The sequence below is a fragment of the Christiangramia echinicola DSM 19838 genome, assembly GCF_000423065.1.
Lineage (GTDB): Bacteria > Bacteroidota > Bacteroidia > Flavobacteriales > Flavobacteriaceae > Christiangramia > Christiangramia echinicola.
On sequence record NZ_AUHG01000010.1, the window covers coordinates 858,465 to 882,886 of the forward strand.

19 protein-coding genes and 1 tRNA gene are annotated in these 24,422 nt (G+C 38.4%); 13 read left to right on the forward strand and 7 right to left on the reverse strand.

Annotation, left to right across the window (positions count from 1 at the left end; translation table 11 throughout):
- Positions 1-63: 63 nt before the first annotated feature.
- The 5 genes from G530_RS0104515 to G530_RS0104535 all read left to right on the forward strand — a co-directional run bounded on the left by G530_RS0104515 (position 64) and on the right by G530_RS0104535 (position 5,846).
- Entirely contained in the window at positions 64-2,541 is a 2,478-nt protein-coding gene (locus G530_RS0104515) for a TonB-dependent receptor (RefSeq protein WP_026933399.1), read from the forward strand.
- Between the two features lie 21 nt (positions 2,542-2,562).
- Positions 2,563-3,354, forward strand: a complete 792-nt coding sequence (locus G530_RS0104520; RefSeq protein ID WP_026933400.1) for an alpha/beta fold hydrolase — start codon at positions 2,563-2,565, stop codon at positions 3,352-3,354.
- Positions 3,351-4,121, forward strand: a complete 771-nt coding sequence (locus G530_RS0104525) for a 3-hydroxybutyrate dehydrogenase (protein ID WP_026933401.1) — start codon at positions 3,351-3,353, stop codon at positions 4,119-4,121. The genes G530_RS0104520 and G530_RS0104525 overlap by 4 nt, the downstream gene beginning before the upstream one ends.
- Before the next feature lie 127 nt (positions 4,122-4,248).
- Positions 4,249-5,475 carry a metallophosphoesterase gene (locus tag G530_RS0104530; RefSeq protein ID WP_026933402.1) on the forward strand — a complete coding sequence of 409 codons (1,227 nt, stop codon included), beginning with the start codon at positions 4,249-4,251 and terminating at the stop codon, positions 5,473-5,475.
- A 74-nt stretch (positions 5,476-5,549) separates the two neighbouring features.
- Positions 5,550-5,846, forward strand: coding sequence for a thioredoxin family protein (locus G530_RS0104535; RefSeq protein ID WP_011708070.1), 297 nt, complete (start codon positions 5,550-5,552; stop codon positions 5,844-5,846).
- Here G530_RS0104535 and G530_RS0104540 read toward each other — a convergent pair.
- Together G530_RS0104540 and G530_RS0104545 are read right to left on the reverse strand one after the other, a co-directional pair.
- Positions 5,830-6,522, reverse strand: coding sequence for a polysaccharide deacetylase family protein (locus G530_RS0104540; protein WP_026933403.1), 693 nt, complete (start codon positions 6,520-6,522; stop codon positions 5,830-5,832). The two genes, G530_RS0104535 and G530_RS0104540, sit on opposite strands and share 17 nt — an antisense overlap.
- A 277-nt stretch (positions 6,523-6,799) precedes the next feature.
- Entirely contained in the window at positions 6,800-10,108 is a 3,309-nt protein-coding gene (locus G530_RS0104545) for a glycosyltransferase family 117 protein (protein ID WP_026933404.1), read from the reverse strand.
- Positions 10,109-10,320: 212 nt separating this feature from the next.
- Between G530_RS0104545 and G530_RS0104550 the strand changes: the two genes are divergently transcribed.
- The 3 genes from G530_RS0104550 (at position 10,321) to G530_RS0104560 (ending at position 13,600) form a co-directional block, all read left to right on the forward strand.
- A tRNA-Gln gene (locus G530_RS0104550) sits at positions 10,321-10,393 on the forward strand.
- 484 nt (positions 10,394-10,877) lie between these two features.
- Positions 10,878-13,217: a PAS domain S-box protein gene (locus G530_RS0104555; RefSeq protein WP_035715776.1), complete on the forward strand. Its 2,340-nt coding sequence runs from the start codon at positions 10,878-10,880 to the stop codon at positions 13,215-13,217.
- The gene (locus G530_RS0104560; RefSeq protein ID WP_026933406.1) at positions 13,214-13,600 is read left to right on the forward strand and encodes a response regulator; all 387 of its coding nucleotides are present in this window, start codon (positions 13,214-13,216) and stop codon (positions 13,598-13,600) included. The genes G530_RS0104555 and G530_RS0104560 overlap by 4 nt, the downstream gene beginning before the upstream one ends.
- A 59-nt stretch (positions 13,601-13,659) precedes the next feature.
- Here the strand turns inward: G530_RS0104560 and G530_RS0104565 are convergent, their stop codons facing one another.
- From G530_RS0104565 to G530_RS0104575, 3 genes are all read right to left on the reverse strand, one after another.
- Positions 13,660-13,989 carry a hypothetical protein gene (locus G530_RS0104565; protein WP_026933407.1) on the reverse strand — a complete coding sequence of 110 codons (330 nt, stop codon included), beginning with the start codon at positions 13,987-13,989 and terminating at the stop codon, positions 13,660-13,662.
- 134 nt (positions 13,990-14,123) lie between these two features.
- The gene (locus G530_RS0104570) at positions 14,124-14,741 is read right to left on the reverse strand and encodes a metallophosphatase domain-containing protein (protein WP_026933408.1); all 618 of its coding nucleotides are present in this window, start codon (positions 14,739-14,741) and stop codon (positions 14,124-14,126) included.
- An 85-nt stretch (positions 14,742-14,826) separates the two neighbouring features.
- Positions 14,827-15,042, reverse strand: coding sequence for a hypothetical protein (locus G530_RS0104575; protein WP_026933409.1), 216 nt, complete (start codon positions 15,040-15,042; stop codon positions 14,827-14,829).
- 181 nt (positions 15,043-15,223) lie between these two features.
- Here G530_RS0104575 and G530_RS0104580 point away from each other — a divergent pair, with 181 nt between their 5' ends.
- The gene (locus G530_RS0104580) at positions 15,224-16,756 is read left to right on the forward strand and encodes a hypothetical protein (RefSeq protein ID WP_026933410.1); all 1,533 of its coding nucleotides are present in this window, start codon (positions 15,224-15,226) and stop codon (positions 16,754-16,756) included.
- Here G530_RS0104580 and G530_RS0104585 read toward each other — a convergent pair.
- A complete protein-coding gene (locus G530_RS0104585; RefSeq protein ID WP_026933411.1) occupies positions 16,753-17,580 on the reverse strand; it encodes a universal stress protein in 828 nt (275 codons plus the stop codon). The genes G530_RS0104580 and G530_RS0104585 overlap by 4 nt on opposite strands.
- Before the next feature lie 251 nt (positions 17,581-17,831).
- Here G530_RS0104585 and rimP point away from each other — a divergent pair, with 251 nt between their 5' ends.
- The 3 genes from rimP to infB are packed head-to-tail and all read left to right on the forward strand — an operon-like array spanning position 17,832 to position 22,375.
- Positions 17,832-18,293, forward strand: coding sequence for a ribosome assembly cofactor RimP (gene rimP / locus G530_RS0104590; RefSeq protein ID WP_026933412.1), 462 nt, complete (start codon positions 17,832-17,834; stop codon positions 18,291-18,293).
- A 12-nt stretch (positions 18,294-18,305) separates the two neighbouring features.
- Positions 18,306-19,538 (forward strand): transcription termination factor NusA, encoded by a 1,233-nt coding sequence (gene nusA, locus G530_RS0104595; RefSeq protein ID WP_026933413.1) that lies wholly within the window; start codon positions 18,306-18,308, stop codon positions 19,536-19,538.
- A gap of 53 nt (positions 19,539-19,591) precedes the next feature.
- Positions 19,592-22,375 carry a translation initiation factor IF-2 gene (infB, locus tag G530_RS0104600; RefSeq protein ID WP_026933414.1) on the forward strand — a complete coding sequence of 928 codons (2,784 nt, stop codon included), beginning with the start codon at positions 19,592-19,594 and terminating at the stop codon, positions 22,373-22,375.
- A gap of 68 nt (positions 22,376-22,443) precedes the next feature.
- On the opposite strand, the gene G530_RS0104605 is transcribed toward infB, so the two are convergent.
- Positions 22,444-22,833, reverse strand: coding sequence for an SPOR domain-containing protein (locus tag G530_RS0104605; RefSeq protein WP_026933415.1), 390 nt, complete (start codon positions 22,831-22,833; stop codon positions 22,444-22,446).
- 226 nt (positions 22,834-23,059) lie between these two features.
- On the opposite strand from G530_RS0104605, the gene G530_RS0104610 reads away from it, so the two are divergent.
- Positions 23,060-24,418, forward strand: coding sequence for a c-type cytochrome (locus tag G530_RS0104610; RefSeq protein WP_026933416.1), 1,359 nt, complete (start codon positions 23,060-23,062; stop codon positions 24,416-24,418).
- Positions 24,419-24,422 lie beyond the last annotated feature (4 nt).

The window sequence follows — 24,422 nt, forward strand, 5'->3', positions numbered from 1 at the left end:
CATTTCATTTATTGGCGAGTTCTCTTGTTAATTTCGTCTTAAAATAATCAAAAACTATCTTTTATGAAGATCAGACTTTTCACCATTATGAGCTTACTGTTTGGGGTATTTGCATATGCTCAGACGGGAAGTATTAGCGGTACCATTACAGATGCTGCTACCGGGGAACCTTTACTGGGAACCAATATTGTAGTAAGAGGAACCAATACCGGAGCTTCTACTAACGAAAGTGGATATTATAAATTAGATCTGGAGCCAGACGATTATACCATTGAGGTTTTCTTTATGGGGTATGAGACGCTTACCAGAGATATTACCATAGAATCTGGACAGGACATGACTATGGATTTTAGTTTGAATGCTTCTTCTTCTGTAATGGATGAAGTAGTTGTTTCAGCAAACAGAAGACCACAAAAAATAACCAAAGCACCTGCAACAGTGAATGTGATTTCGGCTCAACAGATTGCCGATTTCCCTGGCCCTAATCCAGGTGAATTAGCAGCCAGGCAAAAAGGGGTGGATTTTGTAAGAACAGGTGTACAGGGAACCGGGATCAATATTCGGGGTTTTAATTCCGCCTTTAATTCTAAGAACCTGCAGGTGGAAGATGGTAGAATTTCGTCGTTAGTAGCTACAGGTTTGCCATTAGGATCTTTTACAACTATAACAAAAGAAGATATTGAAAGAGTCGAGATCATTCTTGGTCCAAATGCAGCTCTGTATGGGCCAAATGCTCATAACGGACTGGTGAATACGCTTACCAAAGATCCACGAACTTCAGAGGGTTTAGATCTTGTTGTTGGAGCTGGTAACCAGAAGCAATTCACTGCTCGTGGTCGTTATGCGATGGAGGTAAATGATAAATTCGCTTTCAAAGTATGGGGTGAAAGAACGCAGGGAGAAGAATTTGAATATGTAGATTCTGTATATGTTGGTGAAACCGCATATAACGAATTAGATCTTGATAGAGACTTTTCAACTACAAAATATGGTGCAGCTACTTATTTCAGTTTTAATGAGACCAGTGATCTTATCGCTTCTTATGGTCACAGTAACAACTCGAACCTTGGTGTTACCAATGCCGGTAGAAACCAGATCAAGGACTGGTCTATAGATTACCTGCAGTTAAAATATGTTTCTCCACATTTCTATGGAAACCTTTACCATACCTGGAGTAAAACAGAGGATACTTACGCGATCAATCAGCGTACACAAAACTATGTTTCATTTATTAATAATGGGTTTGCCGAAGAAGAAGCCAGAGCAAGATCATTCACCGAGCAGTGGTTTCCAATTGATGGAATTCCTGATGGTGGAATTAGTCTTCCAAGAGGATCGGTATTTAAAGATGCGTCTAAAAGACTGAATGCTGAAGCACAGTACAATAATAATTTCGGGAACCTCACTTATGTGCTTGGAGCGCAATATCAAAAGGATAATGCAGATTCCAAAGGAACTTACCTCCTTGACCAGGATGGTGGTATCGAGATAGACCAGGTTGGGGTATATGGACAACTTGAATATACTTTCGAGAATGCCGGGCTTGACCTTCTTTTTGTAGGTAGATATGATGATCACGAGCTGTATGGAGGAAACTTTATTCCGAAAGCCGCGATCGTAAAGAACTTTGATTTCGGTAGTTTCAGACTTACTTATGGAAAAGGGATCGCCGCACCTTCAATTCTTAACCTTAGCGGAAATCTTTTTGGCGGTCTTGTGTTAGGAAATGGAGAAGGATTTACCCTGGAAGATGGTACAGAAATTCCTGAACTAAAAGTTGAAACAATTAAATCCTGGGAAGTGGGATATAAAGGTAAGCTGTTTGGAGACAAGACTTTCTTCGAAGCAAACGCTTACTATAATCAATCTGAAGATTTCTTGAGTCCGTTGATCAATATTTCAGCAACGTCTCCTGTTGCCAGAAGAGGAAATACTCCAATTGGAGATCTTGTACCAGGTTCAGATGGGTCTTTTGTACTTACCTATCTTAACTTCGGGCAGGTGGATACTTATGGTGCAGATCTTGGTATTAACTACTTCCTTAACGATAAGAACAGACTTTCTTTCAACTACTCATATTTCAATTATAGTCTGGATGAAAATGACCTTGCGAATGATGGAAATAGAGATGGGGTAGTATTAGAAAGCGAACTTCCTATAAATACTCCTAAGAATAAATTTGGGATTGGGTATTATTACACCGGATCAAAATTCTTCGGGTCTCTTTACGGAAGGTACGTGCAGGAATATGATTTCTTTTCCGGGATAAATATCGCCGCTGAAACTCAGGATCTAAATGGAGATGGAGTGGATGATGTAATAGAAAATGCCAGGAATGGTAGAACCTGGAACTATGGTCCGCTAGGAGGATTCTTCAACCTTGACTTGAATGTCGGCTACCACTTTAATGATAACTGGACTGTGGGAGTTTCTGTAACTAATTTGCTGGATTCTGAAGTTAGACAGTTCGTAGCCTCCCCAGAAATAGGAAGACTATTCATGGTAGAGCTAAAATATCACCTGCCAATAGGAAATAAATAAGAATTAAATCCTGTAAGACAGATGACCTGTAAAGCAGAATTAGACAACGGGATTAGCCTGGAGTATCTTGATCAGGGAGAAGGAGAAGTAGTTCTTCTTCTCCATGGATTGGGATCTACAAAAGCAGATTGGGATCTTCAAAAAGAAGCATTTTCAAAAGATTTCAGGATCATAGCCCCAGACCTTCGTGGGCATGGGAATTCTTCCAAGCCTGAAGCAAAAGAAGCTTATGGAGTTTCATTATGTGCAGAAGACATGAAGCTGCTTTTAGATAAACTAAGCATTTCAAAATGTATAGTAGTAGGGTTTTCTATGGGTGGAGCGGTAGCTTTTGAAATGGCTACAGCTTATAGTGACCTGATCTCCAGAATGGTCATTGTAAATACAGCACCAGACTTTAATGCACTGGGGAAAATGGGAAACCAGATGATCAAAGAGCGCACAGAAATGCTGAGATCTCAAGGTATGGAAGCCATGGCTAGAAAAGTAGCCGAAGGCATGTTCCCGGAGGAAGATCAGGCGGAGCTAAGGAAAGCCTTTTACCAAAGGGGCAGCGGTAATGACCTGGAAGCTTATTATAATTCATTTATCACATTGATGAACTGGGGAATTGGGGACAAGATAAGATCTATTGAAATTCCCACTCTTGTAGTTGCTTCAGACCTGGATTATACTCCAATCTCCTTAAAAGAATCTTATACTTCAAAAATGAAAAATGCTAAACTGGAGATCATTAATAATTCCAGGCATGGTGTGACCATGGATCAGCCAGAGCAATTTAATAAAGCAGTTTTAAAATTCTTTAGATCATGAAAAAAGTTGCACTGATAACGGGGAGTACTAGCGGGATAGGAAAATCTATCGCCATCGCTTTTGCTGAATCCGGTTATGATATTATGTTTCATGGGCTGGAAAAAAATGGACCCGAGATTGCAGCAAAGATCGGGGAAGAGTATTCGGTAAAAACTGATTTTTCAAACGCTAATTTAAAAGATCAGGAGGCGATTAATATTCTAATCGCTGAGACTATAAAAGAATTCGGGAAAATTGATATTCTTATCAATAATGCCGGGATTCAATATGTATCAAAGGTGGAAGAATTTCCTCTGGATAAGTGGAATGATATCATTGCTATAAACCTTACTTCAGCCTTCGTTGCTTCAAGAGCGGTCTGGCCTTCTATGAAAAAGAATGGTTTTGGCAGGATCATTAACATTTCTTCTGTCCATGGAATTAGGGCTTCCGAATATAAATCGGCTTATGTTTCCGCGAAGCATGGAGTTATTGGACTAACAAAGGTACTTGGGCTTGAGGGTGCTGCAGATAATATTACCTGTAACGCTATTTGTCCCGGTTATGTGAAGACCCCGTTAGTAGAAGGGCAAATAAAGGACCAGGCTAAAGCTCATGGTCTTTCCGAAGAAGAAGTAATAAAACAGGTCATGCTTAAAAAGCAGGCCGTAAAAGAATTTATACCGGAAAAAAAGATAGCCGAATTAGCTCTTTTTCTAGCTAAGGAAGATTCTTCAGCGATCACTGGTTCGGCTTATGTGCTGGATGGTGGCTGGAGTGCACAGTAAATTTTATAGTTTGTAGGGTAATAGGCAGGGTAAATGATTTATCCTGCCTATTTCATTATTAGTTAAAATGAAGTAAAAAGCTGTTGCAACATCGGGATTCCCAATATCTTCGCAAAAAATTGTAATAATGCGTTGGTTAATTCTCGCAGCGATCTATCTAGTCGTTGATCTATATGCTTATCAGGCTTTAAGAGTATTCACTAAGAATATCTGGGTTGCTGTGATCTACTTCATCATCTCAGCTATAGTAATAGGTAATTTATTTTATCAGTTTAACCAGCCTTCACCAAATGATGGTTTTGGCGGGGGACGTGGTTATGCTATTGGTATTTTCCTGGCTTTTTTCGTCGGAAAAATCGTCTTGTCTATAGTTATGCTGGGAGAAGATATAGTAAGAGTCCCTATCGCAGGTATTGAGAAAATATTTGGTTCTTCTGAAAGTTTTGATATGCCTTCCCGAAGAAAATTTATTAGCACGATCGCTCTAGGATTGGCGGCAATTCCCTTTGCCGGTCTGCTATATGGAATGTATAAAGGACGTTATAATTTCCGTGTATTAAAATACACGCTTTATTTTGAAGATCTGCCCGATGCTTTTGATGGTTATAGAATTAGCCAGATAAGTGATGTACATAGCGGTAGTTTTGATAATAAGAACAAGATCCAGTATGGAGTGGATTTACTGAAAGAACAGGATAGCGATATGGTTGTTTTTACCGGAGATCTTGTTAATAATAAGGCTTCAGAAATGGAAGACTGGAAAGATCTTTTTTCTGAAGTTAAGGCACGAGATGGAGTATTTTCTATTCTGGGAAACCACGATTATGGTGATTACCACAACTGGGAAAGCGCAACTGCCAAAACAGAGAATCTTGACAAGCTGAAACAAACCCATGCTGAAATGGGATGGGACCTTATGCTAAATGAAAATCGATTTATTGAAAAAGGTGGTCAGCGTATAGCGTTGGTTGGAGTAGAGAACTGGGGTGCCGGCGGATTCAAAAAAGCCGGTGACCTCGAAAAAGCAGGGGAAGGCGTAGATGAAAATGATTTTAAGATCCTGCTAAGCCATGACCCTTCGCATTGGGAGCAGGAGGTGAAAAAGCATCCTAAAAAATATCATTTAACTATGAGCGGGCATACCCACGGAATGCAATTCGGGATCGAGATCCCGGGTTGGTTTAAATGGAGTCCTGTTCAATATCGTTATAAACACTGGGCTGGTATTTATGAGGAAGCCGGAAGGTATATTAATGTAAACCGTGGATTTGGCTTTTTGGCCTATCCCGGGCGAGTGGGAATCTGGCCAGAAATTAGTGTTATAGAACTGAAAAAAGGTTCGAAACCCGCATAATTACAAGAATTTCCTATATTTGATAAAGCTGGCATAAGTGGTGTTAACCATGAGCTAAAAATAAATCCTGAGTTATGTCAAAATTTGGTGAATTAGTAGACTTAAATATTCCCGTTCTTCTGGACTTTTACACAGAGTGGAATGACGCTTCTGTGGCTATGCATCCGGTTCTAAGAGATGTAGCTGCGGCATTGGGAGACAAGGCGAAAGTTATTAAAATTGATGTGGATAAGAATTCCCAACTGGCCGAGGCCCTTCGCGTTAAAGGTCTTCCTACGTTAATGATCTATAAGTCTGGTGAGATGAAGTGGAGGCATAGTGGCGAGCAGGATGCCAATACTTTGATCGGGTTGCTTAAAGAACATCTTTAAGACTTCTGAATTCCAGGCCTTTTTCTTTATAATATTCTAAAATTTTCGGAAGGATGATCTTCAGGTTGTCCCATGCCTTTGTGCTGTCGTGTAAAACTATGGTGCTACCGGTGGTGGCGTTTTTAATAATATTTTGAAAACATTTTTCTGCGGAAAACTCCCTGTCATAATCCCCGCTTATCACATCCCACATTACAATTTTTAATCCTGCTTTTTTAATCTGCCTGGCCTGTGAGTTTTTAATTCTGCCGTAAGGAGGACGAAAAAGTTTGAAGTTTGGAGTTTGGAGTTCGGGGTTTAATGTTTCAGGTTTATTGTTTAGAGGTTGTTTTCCTGTATTGTTCATTATCTCCTCTGCCTTCAAAGCATTCTCTATATACTCCGAAGTTGAAGTGTTCCAGCCGTTGAGGTGATTGTAAGTGTGATTTCCTATAGCATGACCATCAGAAAGTAGTCTGTTGAAAATATCCGGATATTTTCGAACATTATCACCAATGCAGAAAAAGCTGGCTTTCGCATTATATTTTTTTAATGTATCCAGTACCCATGGAGTGACTTCAGGTACAGGACCGTCATCAAAAGTGAGATAAATGGCACTCTTATTCCCGACTTTTGAAATCCTTTCTGGATATAGAGCTTTTAACAGCGAAGGATATTTCGGAAGGAATAGTTTCATGGATAATTTTCATAATCTCTTAGAGACCCTGAATCAAGTTCAGGGTGACGATTTTCATACTTTAATTTATGTCTTGCTGAACTTGTTTCAGAATCTAAACTTAATATTTTTGAATTTGATACCCAAGTCTAAGATGTCACTGCTAAATACTCATATTACATACATTTCAATCCTAGTATAATTCAACTAAAGAGAGACCCTGAAACGAGTTCAGTGTGACGTTTCCAGTGTCTTCGTCATGCTGAACTTGATTCAGCATATCACTTCTCACTTCTAGTTACTCTTCAACCGAATCCAGAGCTGAGGAATCTATGTTTGTCTCCACAGGTGTCGCACCATCGAGAGCTTCCAGAATTTCTTGTTGAGGAGATTTCGTATCAGCATCGATCTCTTCATCCTCTCTATAGAAATGTCTGAATAGCTTCAAATAATTATTGAACTCTTCGGCTTTCTTCTGAGCTGTTTCCCGATCCTCATAAACCATCATCATATCTACCAATCCTCGATAACGTTCCATATCGGTTATGATCTCATCTGCATATCTGTATTGGCGATCAACCTCCCATTCACTAAAGAATTCCAGGTTTTCCTGATATTTTCTAGCAACCTTTTCCCAGATCTCTCTGGCTTTTGCCGGTTTATTTACTTCATAATAACCGGTAATAAATGGCTCCAGTAAAGTATAATATTCAAAATGCTCTACCGGCATATGTTTCATTCCAAGATCAAGGATCTCTTCTGCATGAATAGTATCGCCTTCATTTAAAAGATTTTCGGTCAATCTTGCCAGGTTGCTTCTATAAGTGATCGAGTTTTTACGGGTTTCAGGATCATGGTAAATATCATCAGATCCCATATTACCCCAATCCCAGTTCTTAACGATGTTATACATCTTCTCTGTATTCACCCTGCCCATATCGAACGGATTTCTTGGATTCAACGGAGTTCTGATCGGTACCAATTTATATGTAACTCCTTCCAGTTGAAGATAGTCTTTCATCCATAAGTAATCTTCATCACCAAAACTTCCTCCGGTGAAATAGATTGGCCTTTCCCAATTATTGTTCGCTAGTATATCCAGCATTAATAGTCGGTTCTTATAAAGTATCTGGTCTCCAATCGCAATATCAATATGATCAACGATTTGATCAGCTTCAGACCTGTCTACGATATTGTTTTCAAGAACCGTCTGCTTATCTACAGGGATCCTAACATATCTAGACGGGAAAGTATTAATGAAAGATCCACTTTGTAATTCGGCCTGGGTGCGAGGATCTTCATTCTCTATATAATTCATCCAGGTGCCAATAGGAATGGTATCCTGAGTCACCTCACGCAAGAATATAGCGTCATTTTTACCATTGTAGAAGTCATTTTCCAGCTGCGAAGGCAAAGCATCACTTTCGAAGGCTTTACGCTTCATCTGGTCAATATACCAGTCGGTAGCTAACAGGCTGGTATTAACGATTCGTACATCAGTTCTATATTTTTCTACCTGTTGTACATACCATAGCGCGAAAGTATCATTATCACCTATAGTAAATAATATTCCATTTTCGTCTACTGAATCCAGGTACATCCGGGCCATGGTTAAAGCAGTATCTCTTCCGGAACGATCATGATCATCCCAGTTTTCTGAAGCTAATAAAACGGGCACGCACAATAAACTCGCGGCAATAACCACCGGAGCGGCAATTTTCGGACTAATTACACTTCTAAGTTTATCGAATAAAGCATAAACTCCAAAGCCTATCCAGATGGCAAATACGTAGAATGAACCAACAAGGGCATAATCCCTTTCACGAGGTTCAAATGGGCGTTCGTTCAGGTATATTTTTAAGGCAATTCCCGTAAACAGGAAAAATACCATTAGCACCCAGAAATTCTTTTTATCTCTTTTTAAATGGAAAACCAGGCCTATCAATCCGAGGATGAAAGGAAGGAAGAAATAAGTATTTCGGGCTTTGTTGTCTTTTGCGTCTGAAGGCAGGTTGTCCTGACTCCCAATATGCATTTCATCAATAAAATCTATTCCACTTATCCAGTTACCGTGCAGATCGGTGTATTTTCCCTGAATATCATCCTGGCGCCCGGTGAAATTCCACATAAAATATCTCCAGTACATGTAGCCAATCTGGTACTCCAGTAAATAACCAATATTTTCGGCAAAAGTTGGTTTTTCTATATCTAAATACTCACTGAATTGCTTCAGGAAATTATGGTAATCTTCCATATCTCGTTCTCCTCGTGAGAACTGAGTTTTAAACTGGTTGACAGCTTGTAGTAGTCTGTCTTCACCCTGATATTCAGCCTTTATTTTGAAATCCAGCGGACCGGTAAATTCCATATAATTTACCGCATGTTCTGTACTCCACATACGTGGAAGTACTGCCTTGTGGTCATCATCAAGATTTTGCTTGGCATTTTTGTAATCGTTGACGATCACATATTTTCCTAGCTCTTCGTCTTTTTCGTATTTCGGTTTAGCATCTTCGTAAGGATTTTCAGGATCAAGACCAGAGTACATTTCAGACCATTGCGGGCCGAAGAACAGGTGGGTTTCCCCATATTGCTCACGGTTATAGTAGGCAAGTAATTCTCGGGCATTATCAGGACTGTTCTCGTTGATCACCGTAGGAGCATTACTTCTTATAGGCAGCATTACCCAACTTGAGAATCCTACTAAAACAAATAAGATGCAGAGTAGGAGTGTGTTATATTTGTAAAGATTCTTCTTTCTGGTGTAGTTAATCAGGTAGTAAAAAGCAGCTACGATAACCAGAAAGGCTACTACCGTACCGGTATTAAATGGCATTCCCAGGTTGTTCGTAAAGAACAATTCTGAAGCTGAGAAGAATGTTAGGGTGTAGGGCAGGAGTAATTTGAAAATGAACATCAAAACGGCCACTACAACCACATTGGCGATAAGAAAATTCTTAACGGTTACCTCTTTATAATTCTTAAAGAAATACAGGAATCCAATTGCAGGTAATGTAAGTAATCCCATAAAGTGAACTCCAAAGGAAAGTCCGATGACTAAAGAAATTAATATGATCCAGCGGTTCCCTCTGGGAGTGAACATGTCCCGTTCCCATTTAAGGCCTAAATAGAACATGACCGACATAAAGCAGGCAGCCATAGCATAAACTTCAGCTTCCACTGCATTGAACCAGAAGCTGTCTGTAAAAGTGAATGCCAGAGAGCCTACTAAAGAGCTTCCTAAAATGGCCATCTTTCTGGCAGGAGATAATTTAGTAACAGGTCCTGCAACTTTTAAAACTAACATGGTAATAGACCAGAACATGAACATAATTGCCACTGCACTGGCAAAACCAGACATAAAATTCACCATCAAAGCGACTTTAGTATTGTCTGGGGCAAATGTGGAGAAAAAAGCTCCCATCATTTGATAGAATGGCGCTCCGGGAGGGTGACCCACTTCCAGATTTGCTGAGGTAGCAATGTATTCACCGGCATCCCAAAAACTTGCCGTAGGTTCGAGTGTAAGCGTGTAGGTAGTTAAAGCGATAACAAATACCAGCCAACCCAGTATTTTGTTCCACTTACTAAAGTTAAGATCTCTCATAAATATTAGCGTAGTTGTACTAAAGTGGCGAATTTAATAATAAAATGCTGAATGGTTTCAAAACGAAAGAGAAAAGCATTTATTTTGGAAAATACTGAAAATGAACCTGCAACAGGCGGCTGGAAAATAAAGCTGATTTTTTTCAATAAAATTCATGCAAAAAGTTTGTGTAGATTAAACTTTGTTTTAAATTTGCATCCGCATTTAAGCATTGGCCTATGGTGTAACTGGCAACACGTCTGGTTTTGGTCCAGAAGAGTCTAGGTTCGAGCCCTAGTAGGCCAACAAGGTGCAAAAAGCCTGAACGAAAGTTCAGGCTTTTTTAGTTTGTAGTCTGTAGTAAGAGAATGGCGAATATTTTTTTGAGATGCAGAATCAAGTTCAGCATAACATTTTTAAGAGTAGTAAGTTATATATCTGTCTCATTGCCTCGAAAAGTTTAGGGTTTTCCTTTTTTCCAGATTGTAGAGCTTGAGGGACAGTTGAAGTCATGGATTGATGATACTCTTATATAGAATATCTTCGCGAACACAGTTATAAGATCTCAGTAGAAAACCTCAAAAAATCAGCAATTAACAATTTTTTGATCTTAATAAAGGAAGTAAGATTTTAGTATTTTTTACTATTATCTACATCACTTAAAACTGTGATTTATTTAAAAAGGGTTAATTCAAAAATTTATAAGTTGCATAAGCACAATTAATTGAATTATATTTGCTCGCCCAAAAACCTGATGGTCTTAGATTATTAGCCTTACTTTCTTATTGGAATGACAGAGAAGCTGAATCCTGCAATAAATAAAAAGCCACTCCTAGTGGCTCTTCTTGCTGCCTTGTTCTTTCTTGCTTTAGGATTATTCATGCTTTGGCAGCGCTACCAGATCCTTCAGGAAACCCGGGATGATGAGATGAAAGGGATCATTGACTTGGTAGAGCAGAATATAGATCAGTCTTTAAAATACAGTTATTCCGCAGCGCTTTCCCTTGCTCTTCAAATAGATGAAAATGGTGTTATAAATAATTTCGATGAGGTTGCTAGTCAGCTTGTAGATGGCAATCCCAGTATTGATGGGATCCAAACAGTACCTGGCGGAGTTATAAAGCAGGTATATCCTTATGAGGAAAATAAGGCAGTTATTAATTACAATATTCTTGAAGACAGTACAAGAAACGAGGAGGCCTATAGGGCTATCGATAATAGGAAAATGTTTTTTGCTGGTCCAATTGAATTAAAACAAGGTGGCCTGGCAGTGATAGGAAGGTTGCCTGTGTTTATAAAAAATGAATTCTGGGGTTTTTCTGCGGTTCTAATTAAATTTGAAAACCTGATAGATCAATCAGGGATAGAGGATCTTTCAAGCAATAAATTTAAATTTCAATTTTCGAAAAGGGATCCATTGTCCGGGAAAGAAGAATTTTTCCTCTCGACAACCAATGATTTCACAAAGTCCTATTCAGGAGAGATCGTTTTTCCAGATGGAGACTGGAAAATTTATATAATTCCCACTGAACCTTATGAGCCTCTTTATGCAGTGATTCCAGTAGCTTTTCTAATCTTGATTATGTCTGGAGCTTTAGGTTGGATCATTTTTAATACAATGAAGCAACCAGCGATTCTAGCCGCAAAGGTGAAGCAGCAGGCGGGCGATCTTGCTAAAAGCGAGCTTCAATTTAGAACTATCTTTAATCAGGCGGCTATAGGAATGGCACGGGTAAATTCTTTAAGTGGGAAAATACTCGAAACAAATAACAGGTTTCAGGAATTACTGGGGTATACCAATGAAGAATTAATACAAAAAGATCATGTGGCTATAAGTTATCCTGAAGATCGGGATGAGAATATAGCTTTAATGGGCAGGCTTCGAAATAATGAAATAAGAGAATACAATCTTAAGAAGCGGCTGGTTAGAAAAGATGGCGAGATCATCTGGATAAAGCTGAATGTTTCAGCTCTATGGTCCCATGGAGAGAAAGCGAGTTCTCATATTGCACTTGTAGAAGATATATCGGCTAGGGTAAAGGCCCAAAGGGAGAGAGAAGAGAATGAACGTCGATTCAGGTCTCTGGTGGAGAATTCTAGTGAGGTGATCCTCATAATTGATACGCAGGGTTATGCTAAATATTCTTCCCCATCTTTAGAGCGCATTACAGGATATAAAGAATTATATGTAGCAGAGAATGAAATATTTTCTTTAATACATCCTGATGATGCATCTAATTTAATTGGTAAATTCAAGGAGTCTAGAGAAAATCCAGGGGTTCCGTTTAGTGGTATTAAATTGAGGCTGCAAACCAAATGTGTAAATTATATCTGGGTAGATGTTACCATTACAAACCTTACTCGAGAGAAAAGTATTGGTGGTTATGTGGTTAACTTCAGGGATATCACGGCGAAACAGGAGGCAGAAATAAATTTATTTAAGTCTTATGATTTTGTAATGGAGCAAAATAAAAGACTATTGAATTTCGCTTATATCGTTTCTCATAATTTAAGGTCTCACTCCAGTAACCTGGAATCTATTCTTGAATTGTATAAAACTGAAGAATGTGAAGAGGAAAAACAAACTTATATTTCACTTTTAGAAAATGTTTCCAAAAACCTGAATGAATCTTTACATGATCTTAATGAGGTGGTATCCATAAATAATAATTTAGATATTAACGTGGAAACTATTAAGGTTGCCGAATATCTCGATAAAACGCTGGAAGTATTACAGCTTCAGATCAAAAAGAAAAAAGCGCAGGTGAATATAGATGTGCCAGAGGAAATGCAAGTGACCTTTAATGCCTCCTATATGGAAAGTGTGCTTTTAAATTTTCTTACAAACGCATTAAGGTATAGTCATCGAGATCGCAATCCAGTTATCACAGTTACTGGATATATAGATAATCAAAGATGGGTCTTGAAAATTGCAGATAATGGGATTGGGATAGACTTGAACAAGCATGGCGATAAAGTATTCGGCTTGTATAAAACTTTTACCGAAAGAAAAGATTCTCGTGGGGTAGGTTTGTTCATTACCAAGAACCAGATCAATGCTATGGGAGGTAATGTTTTTGTAGATAGTGAACCTGGAATTGGTACCACTTTTAAAGTGATCTTTAAATGAGGAAAAGTGTCTGGGTAATAGATGATGATGAGATCTATCAAATGATCATAAAAAAATTAATTCAAAAATCTGGAGTTTTTGAGGACAGGTATTTTTTCAAAGGTGCGAAGCAGGTAATTTCTGAACTGGAGAAATCAGAATTTTTAGTTCCTGATGTAATTTTGCTTGATATCAACATGCCTTTGATGGATGGCTGGCAATTCATTGAAAAGTTAAGGACAGTTGTTTCAGAGATTCCTGAAAGAACCAAAATTTATATTGTTTCTTCTTCTATTGCTTATTCAGATAAAGAAAGGGCTGAAAAGTTTCCTGAAGTTACGGGCTTTTTATCCAAGCCTCTAACGGTAAATATATTAAAAGAAATAGGAGAGTCTGTAAAATGAAAAAACCCGGTGTAGGGACCAGGCTAAATTGTAGTTAGTAATTGGTGTATTCTTTATTTTTAAGCTGCGGAAATTACGTTATAGTGATTTAAGATCTCCTGATAAAAGAAGATGCTCTTATCATCTTTTTTTAGGCATGATTTAAGAAATCTCTCCAGATTCTGACATTCAAAGGTAATACTGGTATATTTCTTTTGACCTACCGGTAGTTTAAGATCAATCGATTGATCTTTGTAATTAATATTAACGTGCTTTGCTTCAAAATACTTTTTAACAATTGCACGGTGCATCATCTGGAAATTAGCATTATCTATTTCCTTGTTACTGATACTGTAAGTGATAAGATTTTTGACTTCGTCAATTATCTCCGGGGTAGTAATTCTATTCATAGTGTCCTTTTTCATCATTATCAACATGGCTAAATTACTATTAGACAGTATAAAAGCTGTTAAAAAAAATGTAATACTTTCTGAGTTAATAAACTTTTAACTTCATGGGAAGGCTATTAAGAAGAAATTTAAATTTACAGTTCTATGGATCTAGGAGAATACATAATGCGCATGCGTTCATCGAGCATGGAAAGGTTGAAATAACTAATTCCTGAGCGTATTATGGAGCCGGAAGCGTTATGAATATGTCCAAATAAATGGTATTTCGGCTGGACAATTGGTAAAATTCTCTTCAATTCCTCGCAGCCTAATTTAATTCCGCTGCCAATTTCATCTAAAATTTCAAATGGTGGAGTATGAGTAATTAAGATATCTGTATCTACTGGAATTTGTTCCCAATGCTTTCGTATCTGGTTTCCTCTTTCCCTGTTAAAGGCCCAATTATTTGTGCCAGGTGTCACTGGTGATCCCCAGATTTTTAAATTTTCAATTTCCAGGCCACTATCTATTAATAAATGAATGCCGTCTGGAATTTTCGAAAGATTATCTGGCTTTTCAAAATAGAAATCATGATTCCCGGGAACTAGAACCTTGTACTTATGAGGTTGCGAGGAGAACCATTCGAGAAAGTTTTCGGTTTCATTTCTCGTACCTCCATCTGTGCAATCTCCAGCATGGATGAGAACATCCCCATCTGGAATAGGGATTTCATGATGCAAGTTATGAGTGTCTGCCAGGCAAATAAGCCTCATATTTTTGAGTTAGGATAAACAGCAAAATAAGCAAAAAAAAATCCGTTGAAGTCATCAACGGATTTCTATAATATAGTAATGGAAATTATAGCTCTTTTTCATCGGCTTGTATTTCCATTATAGCTTTATCTGTAGGTAATATTTTATTTATTGTTTTTAGCATACCAAATGCAATGATTGCAGCGGTAACGGCAAAAAAGATAAATTTGATAAGCAAACTTTCACTTACCAACAAACTGTAAAAACCAAGGAAAACCTCGGTGATTACGAACAAAATCTTTATACCTACTTTTAAAAACATTTCTTTTTTATATCTGTTCAAATATAGCACTCAAATACCGGACCGTTCAAGTATAAAATCAAGTTTGACATTAATTTAACTTTGCCAACTTCTGTCTCACAATCTTTTAAGTTAAAAAATCTTAAAGCGGGCCCGGGATTCCTATCTAATTGTAAATTGGTTTTTTAAAACTCATAATAATTTGAAGAAAACTACAAAAATTGCAGTCGGAGCTCTTATTGGAATCGGGGTTTTGGCGATAGCTCTAATTATAGTTAATACTCTGCTTGAAAAAAAGCTCAGGACCGGGATAGAGGATAATCTAAAGAAGGCACATATTACTTTTGATAAAGTTGATGTGAAATTACTTGATCGTACGGCAGAGGTGATCAATCCATTTGCTAAGATCAGTGGAAAGACCTTGCGAGTAGATACTATCCAGCTAAATGATATTCAAATTTGGGATTATCTTTTAGATAAGGACATCATTGTTGGTGAACTCGAGATTTCTGGACCAGAAGTCAATTTTTATAATTTTAAAAATAAAGCCAAAGACACTTCAAGTGTAGATAAGAAAAAGAAGCAAGGGAAGTTTAAAAATAAGGTCCTGGTAAAAAAGGTAAATGTACATAATGGTAGTTTTAAGATCTTCGAAAAAGATAGTAGTGCACACCGATTATTCGCAAAGGTCCGGGCCATTAAAATGGAGCAGGTGCGCATTAATGAAAAAACCTTAAAGGAAACTATTCCTTTTAATTATGAACTAATTCTATTAAATGCTGATAGCCTTTTCTATGATCTGAATGAGCAACAGGAGCTGTCGCTAGGTGATTTCGAAATAGACAATCATAAAGTAACTATTTCAAACTTCAGGATTATACCCAAATATTCAAAATCTGAACATCAAAAAACTATTAGTGTTGAAAAAGACAGGTATGACCTAACAATAGATTCTATTTTCATGCAAAATCTTAACTGGTCGGTTCAGGAAGATTCCCTGAAGATTGAAAATTCTTTGACGAGAATTGTTAATGCTGATTTTAGGATCTATCGGGACAAGTATCCTCCAGATGACACTAGTATTAAACCTATGTATAGTGAAATGATAAGGAAGATACCTTTTCTTATTAATTTTGATAGTATCTCTATTTCTAATTCTTATCTGAAATATGAAGAACGGGTGCATGTAGACCGGGAGCCGGGCGTAGTGGAATTTTCAAACCTGGATATGCAGATTAAGAATTTCACGAATGTAGGATTAGACCGTAAAGATTTTCCAAAAACGAAAGTGATTTCTAATTCCAGCTTTATGAATGGCGCACCGCTACATGTAGACTGGGAGTTTGATGTTAGTGATCGTGCAGATCAATTCCAGATTTCTGGAGATATGGGAAGGCTGGCAGCAGAGCAGATGAATAAATTCATGAAAGCAGGCCTGAATATCGAAGCAACTGGTGAAATTCTCAGTATGTATTTTAATTTTTATGGAAATAAAAACAAGGCCCAGGGGGAAATGAGGCTGGAATATAAAGATTTTAAGGTTGAAGTCTTACGGAAAGATGGCAATAAGAAAAATAAAGTTATTTCGGCTTTGGCCAATTTAATTGTTCGAAATAAAGCGCAGAATAATAAAGCACATTACAAGAATATAAACTTCACCAGGGTTAAGACAAAATCATTCTGGAATTATGTCTGGAATCTATTAAAAAATGGAGCCTTAAAATCCTTTCTCTAGATCTTGAAGGTGACCACAGGTCTATTGGCATGATTTACAATGTCCTCACTAATACTGCCATTAAAAAAATGGGCGAGACCTTTGCGGCCATGGGTGCCAATTCCTATAAGGCCGGCATTAATTTTCCTTGCAAAGTTCAAAATTCCCTGTTCTACACTTATGTCATTATATATGTGCACTTTGTAGTTGTTCTTATTTAGATCTCCAATGAAATCTTCCATTCTTTGATAAGCTTCATTACTAGTTACAAAATCATTTGGGGTGTTTACAAAAAGTAAATGTAAAGTGGCTCCCAGGGTATTGGCAAAATTAATAGCCTTTCTTAAAGAATCTTTATGTGATATGTTGGCATCGGTTGCGAATATAAAATTGTCTATTTCAAAATCTGGAATCTCATTCTTAATTACCAGCACAGGTATTTCTGAATGTCGCACTACTTTCTCAGTATTGGACCCTATGAACATTTCCTGGAAGCCACTTGCACCGTGGGATCCCATTACAATAAGATCACATTTTTTTTCTCTTCCTATTTCCATAATCCCGTCAAAGGCTCGATGAAACTCCACAGTTTCATGAACCTTTATCCCTTTCAGGTAAGGTTCCTTCAGGATCTTATTGAAGCGTTGATGAGCCAGTTTCATAAAGAATATTGCCTCTGGCATATTCTGCCCTCCGCCCCCAATGGGGTCTATAAGTTGTAATGGGAGTTCCAGCATATGCAGTAAAAAGATCTCACCATTAAATCTTCTGGCTAATTGTGCGGCCACTTTCAAGGCTTTTTCAGCCTGGTCGCTGAAATCTGTAGGGACGAGGATATTTTTCATGATTGAATGATAAAGTATTGTAAATGAGTATCATATTAAATTTACAAAGAAAAATTCATCTGTTCCTTCAAATTTAATTTTTTATGGTTGTAGGTATGGGCTGAATTTTTAGATAATTAGAAGATAAATAAGGAGATAGCTCATTTCATTTAATATCACGTTTTTATACTTGAAAAATATTGCTATATTTGCAGCGTTGAAACTAAAAAAAGTACAGCGAGGGGACAGAAGTCCCCTCTTTTTATAAACATATGCTGAAGGAGAAGGTAGAAAAGTTAGCAGAGAAGGTATTCGAAGAAAATAATTCCTTATTTTTAATCAGCCTTGATGTAAACTCCGCCAATCATATTAAAATAGTGATAGACGGTGATGAAGGGGTTTCGGTAAATGACTGTATCCTGGTTAGCCGCGGAATTGAGCATAACCTGGACAGGGAAGAGGAAGATTTTTCTCTAGAAGTAACTTCGGCCGGGGTGTCTGAACCTCTATCAATGCCGAGACAATTCAAAAAGAATTTAGGTCGCAGATTGAAGGTGAAGACCGAGAATGATAAATTCGAAGGTGATCTTTTGTCTGCAGACGAGAAGGAAATAAAGCTTTCATGGAAAGCAAGAGAGCCTAAGCCAGTAGGTAAAGGTAAGGTTACAGTTCAGAAAGAGGCGGTATTGCCTTATTCTGAGATTGTGGAAGCAAAAGTTAAAATAACATTTTAATCACAAATTGATATGGAAAATATCGCGTTGATTGAGTCATTCTCAGAGTTTAAAGACGATAAACTTATAGATCGTGTTACGCTGATGGCGATCCTGGAGGATGTTTTTAGAAATGCTTTAAAGAAAAAGTATGGAGAAGACGATAATTTTGATATTATTGTAAACCCTGATAAAGGGGATCTTGAGATTTGGAGAAACCGAATCGTTGTAGCAGATGGTGAAGTAGAAGATTCTAACAGGGAAATATCTCTTGCTCAGGCTAGAAAGATCGAGCCAGATTTTGAAGTTGGGGAAGATGTTTCAGAAGAAGTGAAGCTTGTAGATCTTGGTAGAAGAGCAATTTTGGCCTTACGTCAAAACCTTATCTCGAAGATCCACGAGCATGACAATACGAATATTTATAAGCAGTTTAAAGATCTCGAAGGAGAGATTTATACTGCAGAAGTTCATCATATAAGGCACAGAGCTATTATTCTACTTGATGATGAAGGGAATGAGATTGTGCTTCCTAAAGACCGTCAGATTCCTTCAGATTTTTTCCGTAAGGGAGAAAATGTAAGGGGAATCATAGAAAGCGTCGAATTAAAAGGTAACAAGCCTACTATCATAATGTCCAGAACCGCTCCCGGTTTCCTTGAGAAGTTATTCGAACAGGAGATCCCAGAGGTTTTTGATGGTTTAATTACTATCAAGAAAGTGGTGCGTGTTCCAGGTGAAAAAGCGAAAGTAGCGGTAGATTCTTACGATGATAGAATCGATCCTGTTGGAGCTTGTGTAGGTATGAAAGGTTCCAGGATTCACAGTATTGTACGTGAATTGGGGAATGAGAATATAGATGTGATCAATTTCACCAATAATGAGCAGTTATTTATCACCAGAGCATTGAGCCCGGCGAAAATAACTTCCATTAAAATGGATGAAGAAGCTAAAACTGCTGAGGTTATGCTGAAGCCGGAAGAAGTTTCTAAAGCAATTGGTAGAGGTGGGCACAATATTAGATTAGCAGGTCAATTGACAGGTTATGAAATAGATGTGTACCGTGAAGGTGTTGAAGAAGATGTTGAGTTAAAAGAATTTACAGACGAAATTGAAGATTGGGTGATCGCCGAATTTTCTAAAATTGGTCTGGATACAGCGAAAGCTGTTTTAGAGCAGGATGTAGATGATCTTGTTCGTCGTACAGATCTGGAGGAAGAAACAATTAAAGATGTGATGTCTGTTCTTCGTTCAGAATTTGAAGAATAATATATTTTTAGAATACAGAATACATTAAAAGAGGTTAATTTAGAGGGCAATTTATGGCAGAAGCGAAAACAACGCGATTAAATAAAGTTCTACGTGAGTTCAATATCTCGTTAGACAGGGCTGTGGAATTTCTTAATTCCAAAGGCTACGAGATAGACGCACGTCCAACTACCAAGATCTCGGGAGAAATCTACGAGGTGCTTTCTGACGAGTTCGAAACCGACAAGAGTAAGAAGAGGGCTTCCAAAGAAGTTGGGGAAGAGAGAAAGAAGGAGAAGGAAGAGCTTCGCAAGGAAATAGAGGAGAAACGTAAAGCTGAAGAGGAAGCTGTTTCGTCTAAAGCAAAACTTGAAGGCCTTAAGCCTGTCGGTAAAATAGATTTAGATAATAAATCTGGTGAAAAGCCGAAGAAAGAAGAGCCAGTCGCCCCTAAAGAAGAAGCTAAAGAAACTCCAGCTGAAGAACCTGTCAAAGAAGCTGAAGAGACTAAGCAACCTGAAAAGCCTGCAGCAAAAGCTGAAGAGAAAAAAGAGGAAAAGCCTAAAGAAGTAGAGGAGAAGCCTGAGCCTAAGAAAGAGGAGCCGAAGAAGGAAGAGCCTAAGAAAGAGGAGGCTGCTCCGGCAGCTGATGTTCCTGCTGCTGAAGAGGAGGAGAAGGAAGAGGTTTCCAGTACTATAGAGACTAAGTATACAAAACTTAGTGGTCCTAACTTCACTGGTAAAAAGATCGATCTATCTCAATTCAAAAAGCCTGTTAAGAAGAAGGATGAGAAAAAGGATGATAAGAAAGATGATAAGGATAAGCGTAAAAAACGTCGTCGCCGCATCAGTAAAGATGTAAAAGGTGGAGGCGGTGGACCTCGTGTTAAAGGTACAGGCGCTGGAGCTGGAAGAAAAAGAAGTAAACCTATTACTAAAGAGGAGCCTACTGAGGAAGAAGTGCAAAAACAAGTGCGTGAAACACTTGAAAAACTTCAAGGGAAATCTTCTAAAGGAAAAGGAGCGAAATATAGAAGACAAAAACGAGACGAACACAGACAGCGTTCTGCAGACGATCTTGCGCAACAGGAGTCTGATGAAAAGATCCTGAAAGTTACAGAATTCGTAACTGTAAGTGAGGTAGCAACTATGATGGATGTGCCCGTTACCAAGATTATTTCAGCCTGTATGTCTCTAGGTATGATGGTTACCATGAACCAGAGACTTGATGCAGAGACTTTAAGTATAGTAGCTGATGAATTTGGGTATGAGGTTGAATTTACAACTGCAGATGTTGAAGAAACAGTTGAAGAGGTAGAAGAGAATCCTGAAGATCTTGTAACAAGAGCTCCAATTGTAACTGTAATGGGTCACGTTGACCACGGTAAAACATCCCTTCTGGATTATGTTCGTAAAGAGAATGTTATCGCAGGTGAGAGTGGTGGGATTACACAGCATATTGGTGCTTACGGGGTGAAACTCGAAGGTGGACAAAAAATAGCATTCCTGGATACACCGGGTCACGAAGCCTTTACGGCGATGCGTGCTCGTGGTGCTCAGGTGACAGATATCGCGATTATTGTAATTGCTGCAGATGATGATGTGATGCCTCAAACAAAAGAGGCGATCTCTCACGCACAGGCTGCCGGAGTTCCAATTATTTTCGCAATTAACAAGTCTGATCTTCCAACTGCGAATCCAGAAAAGATTAAAGAAAAACTTGCCGCCATGGATCTTCTTGTAGAAGACTGGGGAGGTAAGATTCAATCACATGATATTTCTGCAAAAACAGGTTCTGGAGTGAAAGAATTACTTGAAAAAGTGCTTCTTGAAGCTGAGATCCTTGAATTGCAGGCAAATCCAAATAAACTTGCCAAGGGTACAGTTGTGGAAGCCTTCCTTGATAAAGGTAGAGGTTATGTAGCAACGATACTTGTACAGGCTGGTACACTTAAGGTTGGAGACTATGTACTTGCCGGTAGAAATAGTGGTAAGGTGAAGGCTATGCAAGATGAGCGTGGTAACGATGTTAAAGAAGCTGGTCCTTCAACCCCTGTTTCGATACTTGGTCTTGATGGTGCGCCACAGGCGGGTGATACCTTTAAGGTGATGGAAGACGAACGTGAGGCTAAAGATATTGCTTCAAGACGTACTCAGTTACAACGTGAGCAAAATGTTAGAACTCAACGTCACATCACGCTTGATGAAATTGGAAGACGTATTGCACTTGGAGACTTTAAAGAATTGAACATTATTCTTAAAGGTGATGTGGATGGTTCTGTGGAAGCTTTAACAGATAGTTTCCAGAAACTTTCTACTGAAGAGATCCAGGTGAATATTATACATAAAGGAGTTGGTGCGATCACAGAAAGTGATGTGTTATTGGCTTCTGCTTCTGATGCCGTAATTATTGGATTTAACGTTCGTCCTGCTGGAAATGCAAGACAGGTTGCCGATAAAGAAGAAATTGATATCAGAACTTACTCGATCATCTACGATGCGATCAACGATCTTAAAGATGCGATGGAAGGTATGCTTTCTCCAGAATTGAAGGAGGAGATTACCGGTACAGCAGAGATCAGAGAGACCTTCAAGATATCCAAGATCGGTACCATTGCAGGTTGTATGGTTATTTCTGGTACTATTTACAGAAGTGCTGGTATACGACTTATTAGAGATGGTGTGGTTGTGTACACAGGAGAGCTTGCTTCACTTAAACGTTTTAAAGATGACGTGAAAGAAGTGAAAAAAGGTTACGATTGTGGTATGCAGGTTAAGAACTACAATGATATTAGAGAGGGAGATGTTCTTGAGGCCTTCAGAGAAGTTGAGGTTAAGAAAACTCTTAAATCTAAATAGATTTAAAATTCATATAATAAAAAAGCGACTCAGAAATGAGTCGCTTTTTTTTTGATATATATTTTAAATTATTTTCTCTGTGGCTTCGGAATAAATGCTGCCGGGAAATTTTCTTTTATCTTTAGCAAAGCTCTATCTGCTTCCAGGCGATTTCTAAAGTTTCCTATCCATACTTTATAGTTTGGAGCCTCATAAGTGATCTGTGAGCTATATGAGTAAAGGTTTCTGTATTTCTGAATAACTTCATTGGCTTCGCCGTTATCACCATAAAATAACTGAATCACGTAGCGATCACCAATTTTATTGTTCTCATTCAACTCGGTTTTCACTTCCATTAATTTATCTATCTTCTTGTTTTGTTGAATGTTCACGTTCCCTTGTTGGGCGCTCATTTCCTGGTTAAAAATAAACAGAAAAGCAGTGAAAGCTAAAAGAAGCAGGGATTTCGGTTTTCTCATAGTATTTTGGCTTTTTGACAAATGTAAAATTAAATAACTTAAACAGGTTGTAATTTATTATTTAGAACTAATATAAATTAACCATTAACACTTATGTAACATTCCTAAAATCGTCTATAAGTATTACTTTTGTGCCTGAATTTAAAGGTACCTTTTTAGGTTTTTAGCCCTAAAATACTGAGTGTAAAAACCGTACCAAAGTTTAGACGTTAATCGAACTTATAATATGAAAAAGGTGATTTTCCGCCATTCAACTTCGCGACAACTACTATTAAGCGTAGCATTTTTATTTACATTCACCCTATCCGGGTTTTCGCAAGCTCAGGCGGCGCAAGACACGACTGCCCAGGCTGAAGCGGGACAGGAGACTGCAGCTGCAGATGCTGGTGGTTCAGGTCTAGGGGATCCTGCTGCGGGTAAAGAATTGTTTAATTCTCTATGTGCTTCATGTCATAAGCCATATTCAAACTCTATTGGTCCTGCTCTTAATGGTGTGACAGATAGACGTGACATGGAATGGATCCATGAATGGGTGAAGAATTCTGCTGCTTTAATCGCTAGTGGTGATTCTGAGGCAAATGAGGTTTATAATGAATGGGGGCAAACAGCTATGCCTGCATTTCCGCAACTAAGTAATGGGGATATAGATAATATTCTGGCTTATGTGGAACAGCCTAAGCCAGAACCACAAGCTGCGGCTGGTGGGGCTGCTGGAGAGGCTGGTGCTGCAGGAGGATCTGGAGGAGTTTCTACAGATGTGATCCTGGGGATCCTCGTTTTTGTATTAGCGATACTTCTGGTGGTTTTGTTTTTAGTTAATAAAACGCTTAGAAACTTTGCTGATGCCTCTGGAATTGTGATTCCTGAAAAACCAAAGAGAAAGCCAATCTATAAAGCATTTGTTGAGAATCAATTCCTTGTACTGGTAAGTTCGATATTTGTGCTTTTAGCCGTGGGGTATTTCGCTTATGGCTGGATGATGCAGGTAGGTGTAGATAAAGGGTATCAGCCAATACAGCCGATACACTATTCTCACAGAATCCATGCCGGTGATAACCAGATCGAGTGTAAGTACTGTCACTCTTCTGCTAGAACGTCTAAGCATTCAGGAATTCCATCGCTTAACGTTTGTATGAATTGTCATAAATCTATTTCTGAAGTTGCTCCTGAAACTGCTACTGAAGAATATTCAAAAGAATTTTACGATAAAGAGATCGCGAAGTTATATGATGCAGCCGGATGGGATCCTGCTTCCAGAACATATTCTGGTGAGGAGAAGCCTGTGAAATGGGTTCGTATTCATAATCTTCCAGATTTCGCCTACTTTAACCACTCTCAACACGTAACAGTTGCTGGGATCGAATGTCAGAAATGTCATGGTCCAATCGAAGAGATGGAGATCGTATATCAAAATGCTCCTTTAACTATGGGATGGTGTATTAACTGTCACCGTGAAACCAATATCAGGATCGAGGGGAATGAGTATTACGAAAAGATCCACGAGGAGTTATCGAAAAAATATGGTGTAGAAGAGCTTACTGCTGCTCAGATGGGCGGATTGGAATGTGGTAAGTGTCACTATTAAAATC

Bases quoted from the DNA above. Each gene is read 5' to 3' on its own strand.
- G530_RS0104515 (WP_026933399.1), top strand. From the start codon at position 64: ATGAAGATCAGACTTTTCACCATTATGAGCTTACTGTTTGGGGTATTT.
- G530_RS0104520 (WP_026933400.1), top strand. From the start codon at position 2,563: ATGACCTGTAAAGCAGAATTAGACAACGGGATTAGCCTGGAGTATCTT.
- G530_RS0104525 (WP_026933401.1), top strand. From the start codon at position 3,351: ATGAAAAAAGTTGCACTGATAACGGGGAGTACTAGCGGGATAGGAAAA.
- G530_RS0104530 (WP_026933402.1), top strand. From the start codon at position 4,249: ATGCGTTGGTTAATTCTCGCAGCGATCTATCTAGTCGTTGATCTATAT.
- G530_RS0104535 (WP_011708070.1), top strand. From the start codon at position 5,550: ATGTCAAAATTTGGTGAATTAGTAGACTTAAATATTCCCGTTCTTCTG.
- G530_RS0104540 (WP_026933403.1), bottom strand. From the start codon at position 6,522: ATGAAACTATTCCTTCCGAAATATCCTTCGCTGTTAAAAGCTCTATAT.
- G530_RS0104545 (WP_026933404.1), bottom strand. From the start codon at position 10,108: ATGAGAGATCTTAACTTTAGTAAGTGGAACAAAATACTGGGTTGGCTG.
- G530_RS0104555 (WP_035715776.1), top strand. From the start codon at position 10,878: ATGACAGAGAAGCTGAATCCTGCAATAAATAAAAAGCCACTCCTAGTG.
- G530_RS0104560 (WP_026933406.1), top strand. From the start codon at position 13,214: ATGAGGAAAAGTGTCTGGGTAATAGATGATGATGAGATCTATCAAATG.
- G530_RS0104565 (WP_026933407.1), bottom strand. From the start codon at position 13,989: ATGAATAGAATTACTACCCCGGAGATAATTGACGAAGTCAAAAATCTT.
- G530_RS0104570 (WP_026933408.1), bottom strand. From the start codon at position 14,741: ATGAGGCTTATTTGCCTGGCAGACACTCATAACTTGCATCATGAAATC.
- G530_RS0104575 (WP_026933409.1), bottom strand. From the start codon at position 15,042: ATGTTTTTAAAAGTAGGTATAAAGATTTTGTTCGTAATCACCGAGGTT.
- G530_RS0104585 (WP_026933411.1), bottom strand. From the start codon at position 17,580: ATGAAAAATATCCTCGTCCCTACAGATTTCAGCGACCAGGCTGAAAAA.
- rimP (WP_026933412.1), top strand. From the start codon at position 17,832: ATGCTGAAGGAGAAGGTAGAAAAGTTAGCAGAGAAGGTATTCGAAGAA.
- nusA (WP_026933413.1), top strand. From the start codon at position 18,306: ATGGAAAATATCGCGTTGATTGAGTCATTCTCAGAGTTTAAAGACGAT.
- infB (WP_026933414.1), top strand. From the start codon at position 19,592: ATGGCAGAAGCGAAAACAACGCGATTAAATAAAGTTCTACGTGAGTTC.
- G530_RS0104605 (WP_026933415.1), bottom strand. From the start codon at position 22,833: ATGAGAAAACCGAAATCCCTGCTTCTTTTAGCTTTCACTGCTTTTCTG.
- G530_RS0104610 (WP_026933416.1), top strand. From the start codon at position 23,060: ATGAAAAAGGTGATTTTCCGCCATTCAACTTCGCGACAACTACTATTA.